General features: G+C 61.7%; 16 protein-coding genes and 1 tRNA gene. 11 read left to right on the plus strand and 6 right to left on the minus strand.

Annotated elements, in window-relative coordinates; genetic code table 11:
* The first annotated feature begins 1 nt into the window (after position 1).
* On the plus strand, positions 2-673 hold the full coding sequence (locus WLQ66_RS09550) for a nitroreductase (RefSeq protein ID WP_340546080.1): 672 nt from the start codon (positions 2-4) through the stop codon (positions 671-673).
* Between the two features lie 28 nt (positions 674-701).
* Complete coding sequence (dtd, locus tag WLQ66_RS09555; protein WP_340546081.1) at positions 702-1,148, plus strand: D-aminoacyl-tRNA deacylase; 447 nt, start codon at positions 702-704, stop codon at positions 1,146-1,148.
* A gap of 161 nt (positions 1,149-1,309) precedes the next feature.
* On the opposite strand, the gene WLQ66_RS09560 is transcribed toward dtd, so the two are convergent.
* On the minus strand, positions 1,310-1,456 hold the full coding sequence (locus WLQ66_RS09560) for a hypothetical protein (protein ID WP_340546082.1): 147 nt from the start codon (positions 1,454-1,456) through the stop codon (positions 1,310-1,312).
* 168 nt (positions 1,457-1,624) lie between these two features.
* Between WLQ66_RS09560 and WLQ66_RS09565 the strand changes: the two genes are divergently transcribed.
* The 6 genes from WLQ66_RS09565 to WLQ66_RS09590 all read left to right on the plus strand — a co-directional run bounded on the left by WLQ66_RS09565 (position 1,625) and on the right by WLQ66_RS09590 (position 8,203).
* Positions 1,625-3,211 (plus strand): ABC transporter substrate-binding protein, encoded by a 1,587-nt coding sequence (locus tag WLQ66_RS09565; RefSeq protein ID WP_340546083.1) that lies wholly within the window; start codon positions 1,625-1,627, stop codon positions 3,209-3,211.
* A gap of 14 nt (positions 3,212-3,225) precedes the next feature.
* Positions 3,226-4,182, plus strand: coding sequence for an ABC transporter permease (locus WLQ66_RS09570; protein ID WP_340546084.1), 957 nt, complete (start codon positions 3,226-3,228; stop codon positions 4,180-4,182).
* The gene (locus tag WLQ66_RS09575) at positions 4,179-4,994 is read left to right on the plus strand and encodes an ABC transporter permease (RefSeq protein ID WP_340546085.1); all 816 of its coding nucleotides are present in this window, start codon (positions 4,179-4,181) and stop codon (positions 4,992-4,994) included. The genes WLQ66_RS09570 and WLQ66_RS09575 overlap by 4 nt, the downstream gene beginning before the upstream one ends.
* Positions 4,991-6,628, plus strand: a complete 1,638-nt coding sequence (locus WLQ66_RS09580) for an ABC transporter ATP-binding protein (protein ID WP_340546086.1) — start codon at positions 4,991-4,993, stop codon at positions 6,626-6,628. Before WLQ66_RS09575 ends, WLQ66_RS09580 begins: the two co-directional genes overlap by 4 nt.
* Positions 6,629-6,751: 123 nt before the next feature.
* The gene (locus tag WLQ66_RS09585) at positions 6,752-7,588 is read left to right on the plus strand and encodes an alkaline phosphatase family protein (protein WP_260081714.1); all 837 of its coding nucleotides are present in this window, start codon (positions 6,752-6,754) and stop codon (positions 7,586-7,588) included.
* 51 nt (positions 7,589-7,639) lie between these two features.
* On the plus strand, positions 7,640-8,203 hold the full coding sequence (locus tag WLQ66_RS09590) for a DUF4453 domain-containing protein (protein ID WP_340546087.1): 564 nt from the start codon (positions 7,640-7,642) through the stop codon (positions 8,201-8,203).
* 31 nt (positions 8,204-8,234) lie between these two features.
* Here the strand turns inward: WLQ66_RS09590 and WLQ66_RS09595 are convergent, their stop codons facing one another.
* The 5 genes from WLQ66_RS09595 to WLQ66_RS09615 form a co-directional block, all read right to left on the minus strand.
* Positions 8,235-9,161: an alpha/beta hydrolase gene (locus WLQ66_RS09595; RefSeq protein ID WP_340546088.1), complete on the minus strand. Its 927-nt coding sequence runs from the start codon at positions 9,159-9,161 to the stop codon at positions 8,235-8,237.
* Between the two features lie 142 nt (positions 9,162-9,303).
* The gene (locus WLQ66_RS09600) at positions 9,304-11,199 is read right to left on the minus strand and encodes an acyl-CoA synthetase (RefSeq protein WP_340546089.1); all 1,896 of its coding nucleotides are present in this window, start codon (positions 11,197-11,199) and stop codon (positions 9,304-9,306) included.
* A gap of 181 nt (positions 11,200-11,380) precedes the next feature.
* Positions 11,381-13,180: an ABC transporter transmembrane domain-containing protein gene (locus WLQ66_RS09605; protein ID WP_340546090.1), complete on the minus strand. Its 1,800-nt coding sequence runs from the start codon at positions 13,178-13,180 to the stop codon at positions 11,381-11,383.
* 198 nt (positions 13,181-13,378) lie between these two features.
* Positions 13,379-13,452, minus strand: a tRNA-Gly gene (locus tag WLQ66_RS09610).
* Between the two features lie 121 nt (positions 13,453-13,573).
* Complete coding sequence (locus tag WLQ66_RS09615; RefSeq protein WP_340546091.1) at positions 13,574-14,122, minus strand: SRPBCC family protein; 549 nt, start codon at positions 14,120-14,122, stop codon at positions 13,574-13,576.
* Positions 14,123-14,587: 465 nt separating this feature from the next.
* Here WLQ66_RS09615 and WLQ66_RS09620 point away from each other — a divergent pair, with 465 nt between their 5' ends.
* The 3 genes from WLQ66_RS09620 to WLQ66_RS09630 are packed head-to-tail and all read left to right on the plus strand — an operon-like array spanning position 14,588 to position 18,752.
* Positions 14,588-15,181: a LuxR C-terminal-related transcriptional regulator gene (locus tag WLQ66_RS09620; RefSeq protein WP_340546339.1), complete on the plus strand. Its 594-nt coding sequence runs from the start codon at positions 14,588-14,590 to the stop codon at positions 15,179-15,181.
* Between the two features lie 17 nt (positions 15,182-15,198).
* A complete protein-coding gene (locus WLQ66_RS09625; RefSeq protein WP_374015575.1) occupies positions 15,199-16,452 on the plus strand; it encodes an FIST N-terminal domain-containing protein in 1,254 nt (417 codons plus the stop codon).
* Positions 16,449-18,752: a hybrid sensor histidine kinase/response regulator gene (locus WLQ66_RS09630; RefSeq protein ID WP_340546092.1), complete on the plus strand. Its 2,304-nt coding sequence runs from the start codon at positions 16,449-16,451 to the stop codon at positions 18,750-18,752. Before WLQ66_RS09625 ends, WLQ66_RS09630 begins: the two co-directional genes overlap by 4 nt.
* Positions 18,753-18,830 lie beyond the last annotated feature (78 nt).

Raw genomic sequence — 18,830 nt, forward strand, 5'->3', positions numbered from 1 at the left:
CATGACCACCCTTCCTGCGCTTGATGCGCTGTTCAGCCGCCGTCACAGCTGTCGCGGCTTTCGCCCCGATCCGGTACCCCGTGCGGTCATCGAGGATATCCTGCGTTGCGCCCAGAAAGTGCCCTCCTGGTGCAATGCCCAGCCCTGGCAGGTGACGCTGTTCAGCGGCGCGGCGACGGATGCGCTGCGGGTGGCCCTGGCGGAGGCGGTCGCAAAGGATCCTGTTGCCCCCGACCTCCCCTTTCCCGAGCGTTACAGTGGCGACTACAAGGCGCGGCGACAGGCCTGCGGCTGGGCGCTTTATGAGGCGGTTGGTGTTGAACGCGGCGATCGCGCCGCCTCTCACCGGCAGATGATGCGCAACTTTACGCTTTTTGACGCCCCCCATTGCGCGATTCTGACCAGCCCCAAGGAGCTTGGCCCCTATGGTGCGCTGGATTGCGGTGGCTTTGTCACCGGGTTCACGCTGGCCGCAACCGCAGCGGGCGTTGCCAGCATCGCGCAGGCCGCTGTTGCCACCTATGCGCCGATGCTGCATCAGCTCTGCGACATACCGGAGGATCGAAATATCCTTTGTGCGCTGTCTTTCGGCTATGCCGATCCCGACCACCCGGCCAACCAGTTCCGCACTGAACGCGCTGAACTGCACGACTTCACCACCTGGCGCGACTGACGCCGCATATCACTGAGTAGGATAATCCATGCGTGCCCTGATCCAGCGAGTGTCCGAGGCGTCTGTCACCGTCGACGGCGATATCATCGGTGAAATCGGTGAAGGCCTGCTGATCCTGATCTGCGCGATGGCGGGGGACAGCGCGGCCGAAGCGGATCAGATGGCGGCCAAGATCAGCAATCTGCGGATTTTCCGCGATGAGGCGGGCAAGATGAACCGCTCGGTAAAGGACATCGGCGGCGGCGCGCTGGTTGTCAGCCAGTTTACACTGGCCGCCGATACCCGCCGTGGCAACCGGCCCGGCTTCTCCAATGCCGCCGCGCCGGATCTGGGCCGCGCGCTTTACACCCGGTTTGCCGATCAGCTGGCGGCGCTTGAGGTGCCTGTGGCGCGCGGGTCCTTTGGGGCCGATATGCAGGTTGCGCTGATCAACTCCGGTCCGGTGACCATCTGGATGGACAGCGCGGACTGGTGAACTGCGCTTTTCTGCGGGCGGATTGCGGTTAGGTTGCGGATGTCGTTTTCCGTCATGTCCTGACGCGCCCATTGGTGCCAAAGCAAGCATCCGAAATCGCGCAAATGCGCCAGATCGGCCATCGCGCCCGCAGCTGCGGCCTGTCGCAAAACCGGCTCGGATCACCCGTTTTGGCCGAAAATCAGGCGGGGGCCACCATCCATTGGCGAAATACGGGGTGCGGCGGCGATAATAATTGGCATCGCGAGTGCATTGGTTTTTTCCACATATTGTCCCACCAGCCATTCACTTCTTACCAAATACGACATACCAGTTCCAAAAGACGACGGGATCACCGTCTCTTTATGCCTTCGCCATCCCCGCCTGCGCCAGAAAGCACGCTAATAAGGGTTGCGAGGTCGCAGCAAATGCGCAAACCTTGAATGACAATTCAAGAAATGACGTGTTCAGCGTCTAGATACGACAGGGAGTCCGCAATGAAAGACCAGATTGATTTCATGACGCAAAGCGTCACCTCCGGGAAAATGACCCGGCGTGAATTCATGGGCAAAACCGCCGCACTCGGCATCAGCGCCGCAGTAGCAGGCAGCCTGTTTGCCCGCGCCGTCGAGGCCGCAGGCCCGGTCAAAGGGGGCACGCTGAAGCTCGGCTCCATCGGCGGCGGCAGCACCGACTCGCTCGATCCCGCCGTGGCCGCAAGCCAGGTGCCCTACCACAACCTCAACCAGTTCGGTGAGACCCTGGTCAACGTCACCGAGAACGGCACCATCGAAAACCGCTTGGCAGAAAGCGTCGAGGCAAGCGCCGACGCCAAAACCTGGACCTTCAAGATCCGCAAAGGTGTTGAGTTCCACAACGGCAAGGCGCTGACGGCCGAGGACGTGATGCGCACCATGGAGCGCCACTCCAACGAGGACAGTAAATCGGGTGCGCTCGGCATCATGCGCGGTATCGAAGGCATGAAAGTCGATGGTGACAACTTCATCGTCGAGTTGGGCACCGCCAATGCCGATCTGCCCTATCTGATGGCCGACTATCACCTGATGATCCAGCCCAATGGTGGTTTCGACAACCCCGCAGAGGGCGTTGGCACCGGCGCCTATATGCTGGTCGCGGACGAACCGGGCGTGCGCCATGCCTACAAGAAGAACCCCAACTACTGGGATGACACCCGCGGCCATGTCGATGAAGTCGAAATCGTGGTGATTAACGACGCCACCGCCCGTATGGCGGCGCTGCAATCGGGTCAGGTGCATATCGCCAACCGTGTTGAGCCGAAGGTGGCAGGGCTCCTCGACCGTGCACCGAACCTCACAGTGCACTCAACCGCAGGTCCGGGCCACTATGTGTTCATCATGCATTGCGACACCGCGCCGTTTGACAACAACGAGCTGCGTCTGGCGCTTAAATATGCCATCAACCGTCAAGAAATGGTCGATAAGGTTCTGCGCGGCTATGGCTCCGTCGGGAACGACATGCCGATCAACTCCGCCTATCCGCTGTTTGATGACAGCATCCCGCAGCGCCCGTTTGATCCGGCCAAAGCGGCAGAGCACTACAAGAAATCCGGCCATGACGGCAGCCCGATCATCCTGCGGGTGTCGGATGTGGCCTTCCCGGGTGCATTGGATGCAGCCCAGCTGTTCCAGCAGTCGGCCAATGCCGCCGGTATCCCGCTGGAACTGAAGCGCGAGCCCGGTGATGGTTACTGGTCCGAAGTCTGGAACGCCCAGCCGTTCTGTGCCTCCTACTGGGGGGGGCGTCCGGTGCAGGACCAGATGTATTCGACCGCTTATCTGTCGACCGCAGACTGGAACGACACCCGCTTCAAGCGCGAAGACTTTGACGCCCTGCTACTACAGGCCCGAGGTGAGCTGGATGAAGCCAAGCGCAAGGCGCTCTACAGCCAGATGGGCATGCTGGTCCGCGACAATGGTGGCTTGATCTGCCCGATGTTCAACGACTTCATCGACGCCACAAGCAACAAGGTCCAGGGCTGGATCTCTGACCCAACCGGCGACGTGATGTCCGGCAAGTGGTCCCACAAGTGCTGGTTGGCCTGATAGAGGTCCATGCCATGCACCCCGTTTTGAAACTTGTGTCCCAGCGCCTCGCGCTGGGACTGATTCTCTTGATCGCCGCATCCGTGCTCATCTTCATGGGCACCTTGATCCTGCCCGGCGATGTGGCGCAGTCCATTCTGGGCCAGTCGGCCACGCCCGAGGCACTTGCCAACCTGCGCGAGGAACTGGGGCTGAATGAACCGGCTGTTCTGCGCTATTTCGACTGGCTGTTCGGCGCCCTGCAAGGTGATCTGGGCACCGCCCTGACCAATGGTCAGGACATCGCAACCAGCATTGGCCGCCGTCTTGGCAACACGCTGTTCCTGGCGTTCTGGGCCGCCGTGATCTCGGTTCCCTTGGCGATCTTCCTGGGCCTTCTGGCGGTACGTTACCGCGACCGCTGGCCTGACAAACTGATCTCGGCCGTGACATTGGCCTCGATCTCGATCCCGGAATTCCTGATCGGCTATCTGCTGATCTATTTCGTTGCGGTGCAGATGGGCTGGTTCAGCTCGGTCGCAATGATCAATGAATCCATGAGCCTGCTGGAAAAACTGAACGCCATTGCCCTGCCCGTCGCGGTGCTGACACTGGTGGTTCTGGCGCATATGATGCGCATGACGCGGGCGGCGATCCTCAACGTGATGCAATCGGCCTATATCGAGACGGCGGAGCTGAAGGGGCTGAGCACCTTCAACGTGATTGCCCGTCACGCCTTTCCCAATGCCATCGCACCGATCGTCAATGTGGTGATGCTGAACCTCGCCTATCTGGTGGTCGGCGTCGTGGTGATCGAGGTGGTGTTTGTCTACCCCGGCATGGGCCAGTATCTGGTCGACCACGTGTCCAAGCGTGACGTCCCGGTGGTGCAGGCCTGCGGTCTGATCTTTGCCGCCGTCTACATCGTGCTGAACATGATTGCCGACATCGTGGCGATCCTGTCGAACCCGCGTCTGAGGCATCCGAAATGAAGAATATCCCTATCTCTGCAATGATTGGGCTGTTCTTCACGGCCCTCTACTTCCTGATGGCGATCTTTGCACCGCTACTGGCCCCCTATGGGATGGCTGAAATTGTCGGTGACGTATGGGAGCCGCGCTCGGCTGAGCATCTCCTTGGCACCGACAATATCGGTCGTGATCTTCTCAGCCGGATGATCTATGGCGGACGCACCACCATCTTCATCGCCACTGCGGCCACCATCCTGTCCTTTGTCACCGGATCGGTGCTGGGCTTCTTTGCCGCCGTTGCCGGTGGCTGGGTGGATCAGGTGATGTCGCGGCTGGTCGATCTGGTGATGTCGATCCCGACGCTGATCTTTGCCCTTGTGGTGCTGTCGGTGATGCCGGTGACCGTGCCGGTTCTGATCGTGGTCATGGGTCTGCTGGACTCCACCCGCGTCTATCGTCTTGCCCGTGCGGTTGCGGTGGATATCGAGGTGATGGACTACGTCGAAGCCGCGCGTCTGCGGGGTGAGAAAACCGCCTGGATCATCTTCCGCGAAATCCTGCCCAACGCGCTGTCACCGCTGGTGGCCGAAATGGGCCTGCGGTTCATCTTCATGGTGCTGTTTGTCTCGACGCTCTCTTTCCTCGGCCTTGGCGTGCAACCGCCAGAAGCCGACTGGGGCGGGATCGTGAAAGAAAACAAGGAAGGCATCGTCTATGGCATTCCGGCGGCACTGCTGCCTGCCATCGCCATCGCCACCCTTGCGATCTCGGTCAACCTTGTCGCGGACTGGGTCCTGAACCGCACAACCTCGCTGAAAGGAGGCCGCGGATGAGCGAACCTCTTATGAAAGTGCGCAATCTCAAGATCGGCGCAACTGTCTACCCGCCGGGGGAAAAGCCCCATGACATCGAAATCGTGCATGGTGTCAGCTTTGATCTGCAACCGGGCAAGGTGCTGGGGCTGATCGGCGAATCCGGCGCCGGAAAATCCACCATCGGTCTGGCCTCCATGGCCTATGGCCGGGGCGGTGTGAAGATCACCGGCGGCGAGGTCTGGGTGAATGGCCGCGATATCCTGCAATCCAAACTGCGCGATATCCGTCGCCTGCGCGGCGGCGAGGTCACCTATGTCTCGCAATCGGCGGCGGCCTCGTTCAACCCGGCCAAGAAGATCATGGAACAGGTGATCGAAGCGGCGGTTGAACAGGGCAAGTTCTCCAAGAAAGAGGCCGAAGCCCGCGCCCGCGCGCTTTTTGCCAAGCTGGGTCTGCCCGATCCCGACAATATCGGCGAGCGCTATCCGCATCAGGTCTCAGGCGGTCAGCTGCAACGCTGCATGACGGCGCTGGCGCTCTGCCCGGAGCCGGATCTGGTGGTCTTTGACGAGCCGACAACGGCGCTGGATGTGACGACCCAGATCGAGGTGCTGATGGCGATCAAGGAAGCCATCCGCGACACGGGTGTGGCTGCACTCTATATCACCCATGACCTTGCGGTGGTGGCACAGGTGAGCGACGACATCATGGTGCTGCGCCACGGCAATATGGTGGAATACGGCCCCGTCGATCAGATCATCAACGCCCCGCAGGAGGAGTACACACAGGCGCTGGTCTCGGTGCGCTCCATCACCCATGAGGAAAAGGCCCCGACCTCGGAGCCGGTGCTGAGCGTGCGCAATATCACCGCGCGCTACCAGGGCACCAAATTCGATGTGCTGCATAATGTGAACGTCGACCTGCACCCCGGTCAGACGCTGGCCGTGGTCGGAGAATCCGGCTCTGGTAAATCGACACTGGCACGGGTGATCACCGGGCTATTGCCACCGCGCGAGGGTGATATCGAGTTTGCCGGGCGCCGGCTGTCCTCCGATCTGGCGGGACGCACCCGCGAGGATCTGCGCGAATTGCAGATGATCTATCAGATGGCGGATGTGGCGATGAATCCGCGCCAGACCGTCGGTACGATCATCGGCCGTCCGCTGGAGTTCTACTTTGGCATGAAGGGCGCCGAAAAGCGCAAACGGATAATCGAACTGCTGGATGAGATCGAGCTGGGCGAAAGCTTCATCGACCGTTACCCGGCGGAGCTGTCGGGCGGACAGAAACAGCGGGTGTGTATTGCACGAGCGCTGGCGGCGAAGCCCAAGATGATCATCTGCGACGAGGTCACCTCGGCGCTGGATCCACTGGTGGCCGATGGCATTCTGAAGCTGTTGCTGGAACTGCAAAAGATCGAGAATGTCGCCTATCTGTTCATCACCCACGATCTCGCCACGGTGCGGGCGATTTCGGATAATATCGCGGTGATGTATCAGGGCCGCGTCCAGCGCTATGGCGGCAAGACCGAAGTGCTGTCGCCCCCCTTTGACGATTACACCGATCTGCTGCTCAGCTCGGTGCCGGAAATGCGGCTCGGGTGGCTGGAAGAGGTCATCGCCAACCGCAAGATGGAAAGTGCGGGCAACTAGCAGCCCAGCACCTGATATCCCCCCGTCGCAGGCAACTGCGGCGGGACGCACTCAAAGGCGGTCGCAGGAACACTCCTCACGGCCGCCTTTTTAACTCACCTTTACAAGACCTTGGGTTCTGCGATGGACAACAAACTTCTCCTTATCATCTTGGACGGGGTGCCGTGGCGCAACTTCCGTCGGCTGTTTGGCAACCTGGAAGGCTGGGTCGACAGCGGCGAAGCGCGGGTCTGGAAACACCGTTCGGTGCTGCCCTCGATCTCCGCCAGCTGCTATGCCTCGATCCACACAGGTGTTGCCCCCGCCGAACATGGCTGCACCGGCAATGGCAATGTCTTCCGCTTGGGCCACAAGGATGTGTTCAGCCAGGTTCGCGAGGGCGGCGGCGTAACCGGTGCGGTGGCGCATAGTTTCTGGTCCTCCTTCTTCAACCGCCACCCCTATGACCCCGTGCGCGACGTTGAATATGACGAACCGGACAGCGCCACGATCAATCACGGGCGGTTCCATTCGATGACCGGCTACGGGCTGGACAACCAGATGACCCCGTCGGACGTCGATCTGTTTGGCACGCTGACAAACCTCTGCCTGCGGTTCGGGCTGAACTACGGAATGCTGCACACCTGCACGCTGGACAGCATGGGGCACCGGTTTTTCCACGATTGCCAGCAAATGGACCACGCCTGTTTCGTCATGGATGAGATGCTGGCGCCGTTTATCTTCAAATGGCGCGAAATGGGCTATGAGATCATCGTCACCGCCGATCACGGGCAGGATGATCGCGGCCACCACGGCGGGCGCAGCGCCCTGCAACAGGAAACCGCGCTGTATTATTTTGGCCCGGCCGAAGGTCCGGCGGAAGATGTGGTGATCGACCAGCGCCAGCTGGCGCCTACCATCCTCAGCCGCCTTGGTGCGCCCATCGCCGACACGATGAAGGCAAAATCTTTCCTCGGCTGAGGATCCATGGCAGGCTTATCGGACCGCCGCCGCGATCAACAGGAGCCTGCCATGCCCATCCGCTATCTTACACTACTGTTAACGCTGCTGCCCTTGCCCGCGTTTGCACAGGACGGCTGCGATGATCTGTGGTTCACGCGAAATCTGATCATGGACCGTGCCGGCTATTGTTTTGGAACGGTGCTGGGCCAAAGCGTTTTCGACAATAGCGATTGCCTCGGAAAATCCGTCGCGCTTGACCCGCAGAGCAACCGGCAGGTGCAGGACATCCGCGCGCTGGAGAAGTATCACGGCTGCAAGGTCAACACCGGGCGCAGGCAGTTGACGCTGAACGATACGCATCTGCGGCGGTTGCTGGTGGATCTGCCGATCCGCGATGAATTTGAAGGCGCCTGTCTGGGTTGGCTTGGCGCTCCGGTCCCGCTCCATTCCGGCCATAGTGCGGGCACCGCCCGTATCGGCACGATCCAACCCGGCGACACTATCGGCTATGCGCATCTTCCAGTGGGCAACTGGTCCTATGTCACCACCCACAGCAGCGACTGGCGGGTCAAGAGCGGCGGCTGGTACAACCGCGCAGCCGCCCCTGAAAACTGCCGCGATTTCGCAGGCTGATCATGTGCCAGGGGCCGGGCGACGACAGCGCTCACTCATAGGGCCAGAGCCCCTGCCCCAGCGCCTCCACGGCGACGGAGATCCGTTCGAAACTGTCACGGGCGCGGCCGACGCTGTGGCGGGCGCGCAGATAGCCATGGACCAGCCCCTGTTCGTTGATCCAATGCGCTTTGCCACCGGCGGCCATGATCTTGTCGCGGTAATGGCGGGAATCATCGCGCACCGGATCACAGTCGGCAGTGATCAGCACCGTTGCGGGCAGGTTGGAAAAATCGGTATCGGCCAGCGGTTCGAGGGTCGGATCGCCCGTCGCCTGCGTGCCTTCCGGGCGGCGAATTGACCCGTAGTAGAGGATATCATCCCGTGTCAGCATCGGCGCCTGCGCATGTTCCAGATAAGAGCCCTGATTGATATCGCCACCAAAGGCGCCGTAGATCAGCACCTGCCCCACCAGCCCGTCAATACGTCCGCGCGCATGATGCGCCACGGCTGCACAGAGATTGGCACCGGCGCTGTCACCAGCCAGAACCAGATCCCCCTCAAAACTGTCGCGGATCCACTGCAAGACCGCCCAGGCGTCCTCAAAGGCCGCAGGGTGGCGATGTTCTGGGGCCAGACGGTAATCCACCGCCACAACGCGATAGCCGCTCTGGGCGCAAAGCTCGGCGCAGACGTCATCGTGGCTGTCCAATCCACCAACGACAAAGCCGCCGCCATGGCAGTACATCACCGTGCAGCCCGGCTCTCCGGCGGTGTAGATCCGCACCGGCACCGCCCCCACCAGCCGATCCTCGCAGCGGACCACATCCGGGCGCGCGACACGGAATTCAGCGGCCATGTCATCATAGACCTTGCGCTGTTCCGTGATCGACAGATCCACCGCATCATCCGGGTAACATTCGCCGGTTTTGCGGATAAAGGCCCAGGTTTCTTCGTCGATCAGCCGCTCGTAGTTCATCTCACCGGTTCCCTATCTTCATAGTCCGTCGAATGAGATTAGCAGCGCCGAAATCAAAAACCATGCTTTACAAATGAAAAAAGCGCCCGCGTGGGGCGCTTTCTGATGCTGGGGTGGCGCAGTGCCATCCGCCGCTCTGGGATCAGCCCTTTGGCATCGGCTCCCAGGGGCGGGTAAAGACACCAAGCACATCCGAAATATCGGAGGCCGAGGCGCCATTGGCCTCAACCTGGGCGACCAGACCGCGGCTTTTGTCGTCGACCACATGTTCGACGCGCGCAGGCAGGCCGGCCTTCAGCAGGGCCTCATTGTAGATCCGGGTGATGGCATTCTTGCGCAGATCAGGTTTGAACACCTTGCCCACGGCCGTCTTCGGCAGCTCATCCATCACCGTGACATGTTTCGGGATTGCCGCGCGTTCATGCACGTGGATCTTGCAATAGGCCAAAAGATCCTCCGGCGTCACGCTTGCACCATCCACCAGCTCGACAAAGGCACATGGCACCTCGCCGGCATGGGCATCCGGCTGGCCGATTGCACCCGCAAAGGCGACGGCCTCATGCCCCAGCAGCGCCTCTTCGATTTCGGCCGGATCAATATTATGGCCGCCGCGGATGATCAGATCCTTCGCCCGGCCTGTGATCCAGAGATAGCCATCCGCATCCAGACGGCCCAGATCGCCGGTGCGCAGATAGGTGTCCTTGTAGAACAGACCTTCGTTCTTCTCGACCTCGGTATAGGTATGACCGGCATAGACGCCGGGGCTCGAGATACAGATCTCACCGATCTCATCCACACCCAGCTCGACCATATCGCCATTGGTTGCCTTCACGATCTTGACGTCAGTGTAGGGCAGCGGAATGCCGATCGAGCCGATCTTCTTTTCGCCCTGAACCGGGTTGCAGGAGACCAGGCAGGTCGCCTCGGTCAGGCCGTAGCCTTCGACAATGCTGACGCCCGTTGCGCTTTCGAACCGTTTGAACAGTTCGACCGGCAGTGGCGCCGAGCCGGAGAAGGCCGTCTTCACGGTCGAGACATCGGCATCGACGGGCCGCTGCATCTTGGCCGAAATTGCAGTGGGCACGGTGATGATAAAGGAAATCTTCCAGCGTTCGATCAGCTTCCAGAAATTGTCAAAGACACCCTCGCCGCGATAGCCCTGCGGTGTCGGGAACACTACATGCGCCCCCGAGGCCACCGCCGCCATCAGGATCACATGGCAGGCAAAGACATGGAACAGCGGCAGCGGGCACATGATATTGTCATCTGCGGTAAACAGCAGCTTACTGCCCAGCCAGCCGTTGTAGTTCATGCCGGAATAGGTGTGCTGCGCCACTTTGGGCATCCCGGTGGTGCCGCCGGTGTGGAAATAGCAGGCCACCCGGTCGCTGTCGGAATCCGCGAACGTCAGCTCGGTCGGATGCTTGCGCAGCTCTTTGTTGAAATTCTTGTAATCCGCATGGGCCAGCTTGTCCTTGCCCTCAAGCTTGGGGCGGATCATCGGTACAATCCAGGATTTTGGCGGCGTCAGATAGCGGTTGAGGTCGATTTCCAGAACCGTGTTCACCTTGGGCGCATGGCGCACCGCCTCCGCCACCTTCTGGGCGACGTCGGTCTTGGGGAAAGGCTTCAGGGTCACCACCACCTTCGCCCCGGTTTCGCGCAGGATCGAGGCGATCTGCTCCGGCTCAAGCAGAGGGTTGATCGGATTGGCGATGCCTGCCACAGCGCCGCCGAGCAGGGTCACGACGGTTTCATTGCAGTTCGGCAGGATATAGGCGACCACATCCTTTTCACCGATCCCCATGGACCGGAACATATTCGCCGCCTGGGTCACCTTGTCCTTCAGCTGGCGCCAGGTCAGGGTCTCGGCCTTATCCTTGGGACCAGAGAAAATCTGGTAGCTCACCGCGTTGTTGTCGGGAAATTTCCCGGCCGTACGGGACAGCAACCCATAAAGCGTCGTCGGCATATTCCGCTGCCCAAAAGGCATCTCGTTCGTTAGTGCCAAGCAGTCCGCAGCCGTGGCAAATCCCATTGGTTTCCTCCCCTAGTCCCCTTGTGCCGGGGAATTTCAGTTAACACAAAATGATTTGAAACGACCCGCCGCGCAAGCGCGCCGACAGGGTCACGTCAAGGAAGCCTGCGCTTTGACGCAGCGACATTTGAAGTTTTTCGACCTTGAAGCCGAAATTCGGCTCATTTGAGACCGGGTCTGCCTATTCCGCAGCCAGCCCATCGGTGAACTGAAGGCGTGCAAGACGCGCGTAAAGCCCGCCTTCGGCAACCAGCTGATCGTGGCTACCGGTGGCCACGATACGGCCCTCTTCCATCACCACGATGCGATCTGCCTTTTTCACGGTTGCCAGTCGATGCGCCACGATCAAGGTGGTGCGGCCCTGGCTCAGCTCATCGACAGCGGCCTGTACCAGTCGTTCGCTTTCGGCATCCAGTGCGGATGTGGCCTCATCCAGCAACAGCACCGGCGCGTCGCGCAGAATCGCGCGGGCGATGGCGATCCGTTGTTTCTGACCGCCCGACAGCATCACGCCACGTTCCCCGACCTGGCTGTCATAGCCCTCTGGCAGCCGAGTGATAAAGTCATGGGCGGCGGCCGCACGAGCGGCGGCCTCGACCTCAGCGTCGCTGGCCTCGGGACGACCAAAGCGGATATTGTCCCGCGCCGAGGCGGCAAAGATCACCGGGTCCTGAGGCACCAGCGCGATATGCCTGCGGAAAGCATCCCGTTGCAGGTCCCGCAACGAGACACCATCCAGACAGACCGCACCATCAGTGGGATCGTAGAACCGCTGGATCATCTGGATGATGGTTGTCTTGCCCGCGCCGGAGGGGCCGACAAAGGCAACCGTCTCGCCCGGCTTCACCGTCAGGGAGACGTCGCTCAGGGCCGGAATCAGCGGACGGGCGGGATAGCGGAAGGACACATTGTCAAATCGGATTTCGCCCCGCACCGGTTCGGCCAGCGCCTGCGGACGCGACGGATCCTGCACCTCATCCACCGCCGTCAGCAGCTCCACCAGACGTTCGGTTGCGCCAGCGGCCCGTTGCAATTCGCTCCAGATCTCTGACAGCGCCGCTACCGAGCCTGCTACCAGCACCGCATAGATCACGAACTGGACCAGGGTGCCTTCGGACATGACCCCGGCGCGCACATCGTTTGCGCCCATCCACAGGACGCCAACCACGCCGGAGAACACCAGAAAGATCACGATCACGGTCAGGAAGGCACGGGTCTGGATCCGCCGCATTGAAACGTCAAATGCGGTTTCGGTCATCCGGCTGAATTCGCCCCGGCTGGCGCTCTCATGCGTATAGGCCTGAACCGTCTGTACCGCGCCCAGCGCCTCACCCGCGTTGCCGGAAGAGGCCGCGATCCAATCCTGATTCTCGCGGCTGATCTTGCGCAGCCGCCGCCCCAACACCAGAATCGGCACGATCACCGCAGGCACGATCAGCAGAACAAGGCTGGTCAGCTTGGCCGAGGTCAGCAGCATCAGCACCAGACCGCCGCCAAAGATCAGCATATTGCGCAGGGCAATCGACACCGACGAGCCCAGCACCGACTGGATCAGCGTTGTATCCGTGGTGATCCGGCTCAGCACCTCTCCGGTCATGATCTGCTCGAAAAACGCCGGGCTCATGCCGATGACGCGGTCAAACACCGCCTTGCGGATATCTGCAACCACCCGCTCTCCCAGCCGCGTGACCAGCGCATAGCGCAGGCCCGTGCCCACCGCCAGCAGCGCCGCAATCACCAGAGCAGCGGCGAAATACTGGTTCAGCAGCTCAGCATCGGAAACCCGGAAGTTATCGACCACCCGGCGAACCGCCAGCGGCAGCGTCAGCGACAGGCCCGCGGTGAGCACGAGTGCTAGCGTCGCGGTGGCCATCAACAGGCGGTAGGGGCGCATAAACGGCCAGAGGGCAGACAGGACACCAATCTTGCGCGATTTCTCGCGCTCTACATCCGCAGTCGGGACCGCTTGATTGCCCGCCATGTCAGCTCCTTCGACGTTCCGTGTGGCAGGCTCTGTCGCCTGCGCATCGCCAAGGTTCATGACCCCGCAAACCCCTGAGGTCAAGCGCACAGAGGCCGTCAAAGCCTGTCATACCGCCGCATGAATGGTTCGGGACCGCCCTGAACACCCCAGAGAGATCTTCTGCGCGGCTACCGGTCTAATCTATGTCGGAAATCCTGGAGCGGGTAGCGGGAATCGAACCCGCACCTTAAGCTTGGAAGGCTCTTATGATACCATTTCACCATACCCGCTCAGGGAATTTGGTCTATAAATCGGTGCTTTCGGAGCGTCAAGCGGCTGTGGCGTGAAATCGTGAAATTTCATCTGGAAGAGCCGGATTAACCGGCATCTCTCCCCTGACCACCTGTCCGCTCAATTGCCAAGCACCCGGCCAATCCAGCCTTTGCGCGGCGCCTCGTCCTGGCTGGCGTCGGGTGTCCCGGCCTCCTCCGCTGAGGCATCTGTTTCGACCGAACTATCCCCTTCGACGGCGGTCTGGAACCGCTCGAAGAACTGGTCGGCCATCTTTTTGGCAAACCCGTCGATGATCCGGCTTCCAAGCTGGGCGAGTTTGCCGCCGACCTTGGCCTCGACCTCATAAGTCAGCAGGGTATGCCCGTCCTCACCATCGCTCAGCGTCACATGGGCGTCGCCCTTGGCGAACCCAGCCGCGCCGCCCTTGCCCTCCCCCCGCAGGGTCAGACTATTGGGCGCATCTAGATCGGACAGGGTCACAGTGCCACGGAATGTCGCCTTAACCGGGCCGACCTTTTGTACCACAACCGCCGTGAAACCCTCCTCGGCCGATCCCTCCATTTCCTGGCAGCCGGGCACCGCATCCTTCAGCGTTTCGGCATCCAGAAGCCCCTGCCAGACCTCGGCGCGCGGGGCAGCGATGCTGCGGGTATCGGCAAGTTTCATAAGCCTATTCCTTTTGCTGGCGATACATCGTGTTGCGGGCACTGGGACGCCCCTGCTGGCGCCTGCATAACGCAATCCGGCTGCGCGCCGATATGCGACATTGGTTGCAGATCAGACGGCGACGGTGCGCGCAGCAAGGATAGCACAGGCCTACGCTCCCGCCAGACGCGAAATCACGGCCGTTGCATCTTCGCGAGCCGTCTTAGACTTTTCGCCTATTGGTCGCGGCTTGCAGGTGCTGCTAGCATGAGCGGCATGGCGGGCGCGTGGCTTTGGCGCGCGATGTGACCCGCGATTGCCCGGCGCAGACCATGGACCATTGGCATAGGCTTGAGGAGTTTGATGACCCATTCGCCCGCCCCAGATCATCCCCAGCGACCTCGCACCCCGGATGCGCAGGACCCGGCAGGCTTTGTGACCGCGCTGATCGTCGAGGATCACCCGCTGTTCTGCGACGCCCTGGCGATGACGCTGCGCGCCACGGTTGGGATCACCAACATCGCAACCGCCGCGACAGTGGAACAGGCCATTTCCGAGGTTTCGGACACTCCTGCTCCCGATGCAGTGGTGCTGGATCTCAACCTGCCCGATGCTCAGGGCCTCGACGGGCTGATACGGCTGCACAATGCGACAACCGCGCCGATCCTTGTCGTATCGTCGATGGCGGACAACCGGGTCATCAGCGCAGCCATCCACGCCGGTGCCGCCGGCTTTGTGCCCAAGCACAGCCAGCGCGAGATCTATATCGACGCCTTTGGCGCCATCGGCAGGGGCACGCCTTTCGTCCCGCCCGGCTATGTGCTGCTGCCGCGGGACAGTGAAACGCAGGATGCGACCGGGCGTCTGGCGACGCTGACCAATCAGCAGGCGCGGATCCTGCAACTGATCTGCGCGGGCAAACTGAACAAGCAGATCGCCTATGACCTGTCGATCGCCGAAACCACGGTAAAGGCGCATGTCACCGCGATCATGCGCAAACTCGGGGTCCAAAGCCGGACCCAAGCGGTTCTGATTGCAAAGGAAACAAGCTTTGCAAACGTCTTGCAAGATCTGGGCTGAGCTGCCTACCATCCGACATGACGCGCCCCGCCCCCTTCCCTGACACGGCTGATCCCCGCGCAACGGCGCAGGCTTCAGACCGGGTCTCTCTGCCCGCCATGGCGGGGGCGCTGCACAATGCGGATCGCATCACCCGCACGGGACGGGCAGCGGCAGACTCCCCTGATGCGCTGGCGACATTGGCCGGAACGCTGGCGCCGCTGGACGAGCTGGAGCTGGTCATCCTCTTTGTCTCGCCGCAGGCCGATATCCATGCGCTCAGCGCGACTGCGGCGCAGCAGCTCGCACCGGCCACTGTTGTTGGGTGCACCACCGCAGGCGAGATCGGCGAAGCGGGCTATACCGACGGGGAGATCATCGCAATCGGCCTGCCGCGCAGCCATTTCTGCGCACGTGTGCTGAGCATCGAAGATCTGAACACATATGATGCCCAGTGCCAGATCGACCAGATCATCCGCAACCGCAACGACATGGCGCGAGAGACGCCACAATGGACCTCCGAATTCGCCTTTCTGCTGATCGACGGGCTGTCGATCAAGGAGGACGCGCTGACCGCCGATCTCGCACCCGGTCTGGGCCCCGTGCCGCTGTTTGGCGGCTCCGCAGGCGATGGTACCGATTTTGGCGCGACCTATGTGCTCTGTGACGGCATCGCGCGCCAGAATGCGGCGGTGTTGCTACAGATCCGCAGCAATTGCCCGGTCAAGGTCTTCAACACCGACCATCTGGTGCCCACGGCCCAGCGCATGGTGGTCACCGGTGCCGATCCCGCCCGTCGGCTGGTCTATGAAATCAACGCCGAGCCGGCCGCGCGCGAATATGCACGGCTCCTGGGCAAGGATCCTGAACAGCTGACCACTTTCACCTTTGCGGCCCATCCCGTCGTCGTGCGCCTGGGTGGCCAGCACCATGTCCGCGCGATTCAGCAGGTCGCTGAGACGGGCGATCTGGTGTTCTTTTCCGCCATCGACGAAGGTGTCGTGCTGACCCTGGCCGAACCCCTGGACATGGTCGATCACCTCGACCGCGCCCTGACCGCTCTTGGCGAGACACAGACCCCGGATGTGATCCTTGCCTGCGATTGCCTCCTGCGACGGATGGAAGCCCAGCAAAAACAGCTCACGCCGCAGATCTCATCGCTTCTTGCCAAACATCGTGCTGTCGGCTTCTGCACCTATGGTGAACAGGTGAATTCCATCCATGTGAACCAGACGCTGACAGGGGTTGCCATCTATCCGCCCCTGGCCTGCGACCCACCGGCACGATCATGACGCAAGGCCTGATTGATCCGCGCGACTCGCTGGAGCGGCAGAACGAAAAACTGCTGAAAATCACCGCAACGCTGATGCGCCGGGTGGAACAGAACACCGATGCCTCCGGTCTCGCCTATGCGCAGTTCGAACGCGCCGTTCTGCTGGAAGAGGAAATCCGCAGCCGCACCCGCGATCTGGAGCGAACGCTGGACCTTCTGAACCTGTCCAATGCCAAACTTGCCGAGGCCAACCGCGAGACCGAGGCGGCGCGCGCCAATCTCGCCGATGCCATCGAAACCGTGCAGGAGGGGTTTGCCCTCTTTAATCCGCAGGATGTACTGGTGATGTGCAACAGCCGATTTGGGATGCACATGCCCGACATCCACGCGCGGCTGCGGCCGGGGCTGGCATTTGAGGCCTATGTCAATCTGGTCAGCGGCAGCTCGGCCCTGTCGCTGCCCGCCGGGACCACAGCCGCCGAATGGGCCGCGCGCAGGCTGGCCCGGCATCAGGACCGCAGCGTCATGTTCAACGTTCGCATGACCGGGAACCGCTGGCTTCAGGTCAGCGAACACCGCACCTCCGACAGTGGCACCGTCATCCTGCAAACCGATGTCACCGACATCATGCGTCTTCAGCACCAGGAACGTGAACGCATCCTCGACGATCAGGCCCGGCTCATCCGCGCCACATTGGAACACCTGAACCAGGGGGTCTGCATCTTCGATCAGCAGGCGCGTCTGGTTGGCTGGAACCGGCTCATGGGAGAGCTGCTGTCCATTCCGATCAGCCGGTTTCGCATCGGCAGCCGCTTCGAGCGGATCTTCGAACATCTGCGGGCGGAGTTCACATTTGAACAGGCCGATATGGCCGATCAGGTCACCCTCTGGACCCGGCCAAAAGCAGATCCTGCACCGGATATCCCTTCTGAACGGATACGATCCGGCCCAGCGATACGGGCGCCGCTTTCCTTCGACGTGCAGCAGGGCATGACACGGGTCCTGACGGTTTTTATGCAGGAAATGCCCGACGGCGGTTTCGTGATCAGCTTCACCGATGTCACCGCCGAACGGACCGCTGCGCGCGCGATGAGCGAGGCCCGTGACACGCTTGAACAGCGTGTGCTTGACCGAACGCTGGAGCTGGAAGACGCGCTTCAGGCCGCCGAACGCGCCAATGCCTCAAAGTCGCGCTTTGTGGCCGCCGCCTCCCATGACCTGCTGCAACCGCTCTCGGCGGCAAAGCTCTTTGTCGCAGCGCTGCAGAGCGAATTGCCGACAGGCGGTTCCCGCGAAACCCTGAACAAGGCGGCAAATGCGCTGGACAGTGTAGAGACACTGGTCTCAGCGCTCCTTGATATTTCGCGACTGGATTCCGGCCGCGCCACACGGCATGTGACGTCCGTCGATCTCGACGACCTGCTGCTGCAACTGCATGACGAATTGCGCCCGATGGCAGATGCCAAGGGCCTCTCGTTCCGCCTCAGGCTCAGCCAGACGCGGGTGCTGAGCGATGTGACCTACCTGCGGCGCATCCTGCAGAACCTGATATCAAATGCGCTGCGCTATACCAGCCGGGGGGGTGTGCTTGTCGGCATCCGCCCCCGCCGGGACACGGTCCGGGTTGAGATCTGGGACACCGGGACCGGCATTCCCGACGAGGATCGCACGCTGATCTTTGCAGAATTCCAGCGGCTGAACGCCACGGTGAGCGCCGCTGACGGCATGGGCCTTGGCCTTGCGATTGTGGAACGCGCCTGCGGGTTGCTGGGCCATCCCCTGACGCTCAGATCCCGTGTGGGGCGCGGAACGGTCTTTGCCGTTGATCTGCCCCGTGACACCGCACGGCTGCACCAGTCACATCAGTCGGAGCTGTCCGGCGCTCGCATGGCCGAGGTCGCCCCTTCCGGGACAGCCTCCCCGGATCCGGCAGCTGTGCCCTTGGGGCAGCTGATCGCGCTGCTGATCGTCACCGATCCCGATCTGCGCCACGCATTGACCTTGACGATGGAGCAATGGGGGATCGATGTCTTGCCCTGTGCCAGTGAAGAGGATGCCCGCGCCTTGCTGACGGAAATCGACGTCACACCGGATGTTCTGGTGATTGACCTGCAACTGGGGGCCGACCAGAACGGCGCCGAGGTGATCACCCGCCTCAACCGCGACCTTGGCGCGCTGCCCGCCTGCCTGATCTCCGCCGACCGCCGCCCGCAGGTCGCCCGGCTTGCCCAAAACACAGGTGCCAGATTGTTCACAAAACCCATTCAACCGGAGCAGCTGCGCAGTTTCCTCGACGATCTGCGACAGCCGCCTCAATGACGCCCATGGCTTGCCCCCAGCCCCAGCGGTGGCGAGGCCATGGCGGCCCGCAGAAGATTGATCCAGCGCCCCCGCCCT

It is taken from the genome of Phaeobacter sp. A36a-5a (genome assembly GCF_037911135.1).
In the GTDB taxonomy this organism is placed as follows: domain Bacteria; phylum Pseudomonadota; class Alphaproteobacteria; order Rhodobacterales; family Rhodobacteraceae; genus Phaeobacter; species Phaeobacter bryozoorum.